Source organism: Photorhabdus namnaonensis (genome assembly GCF_001684335.1).
GTDB lineage: Bacteria > Pseudomonadota > Gammaproteobacteria > Enterobacterales > Enterobacteriaceae > Photorhabdus > Photorhabdus namnaonensis.
Genome location: NZ_LOIC01000026.1, coordinates 1 through 781 on the forward strand (window position 1 = coordinate 1; position 781 = coordinate 781).

The 781-nt window shown below is 60.7% G+C and carries 1 pseudogene; it reads right to left on the reverse strand.

Annotation, left to right across the window (positions count from 1 at the left end):
* Nucleotides 1-745: pseudogene (locus Phpb_RS05930) on the reverse strand (type IV secretion protein Rhs); the annotation flags it as partial.
* Nucleotides 746-781 lie beyond the last annotated feature (36 nt).

Genomic DNA, 781 nt, shown 5'->3' on the forward strand with positions numbered 1-781 from the left:
CGGTCAGGCTGCGCAGCCGGTCCTGGCTGTCATAACCCAGACTGACGGTCCGGTTCTCTTCATCCAGCACCCGCACCAGCCGCTGATGTTTATCATATTCCTGTGTGCGGCTGTTGCCGTCCGGGTCGGTTTCGGCCGTCACCAGCCCGAAGGCATTGCGGGTCAGCGTGGTTTTCCGGCCGTCCGGCGCAATAAATCCGGCAGGCTGGCCCTGTTCATCATACAGAGGCAGCCAGGTGCGTTGCAGCGGGTCGGTCATGCCGGTCAGTTGCAGGCTGTCAGCCTCATAGCTGTATTGCCATACCGCGCCGTCCGCCTCCGTCAGCGAAGTGACCCGGCCGGTGTCCGCCAGATAAGTCAGCGTCAGGGTTTCCCCCTCTGGTAATATTTGTCTGACCAGATGGCCCCAGCGGTCATAGTCATAACGGGTCACGCCGCCGCACGGGGTGTGGATTTCCGTGATTAATTGCTGGTCGTTGTAATGCCAGGTGGTGGCGTGCCCCTGTGGGGTGGTGGAGCGGGTGATGCCGGGGGCATAATCCAGGTGGACCGGATAGAAGCCGCCGGCCCCCACGCTGTCGGTACAGCGCCCCTGTTTATCATAACGGTAATCCACCCAGGTCTGGTCGCCATCGGACCAGCGGCTTATCAGGCCCTGCGCGTTATATTCATAGTACAGATGAAAATGCTGGGCGCTGTCCGCTTCCGCCAGCCGGCCGTCATCATGGTAGCGATAACGGGCCATCACTTCCTGTAACCCTTCATCGGTACGGAGAATCTC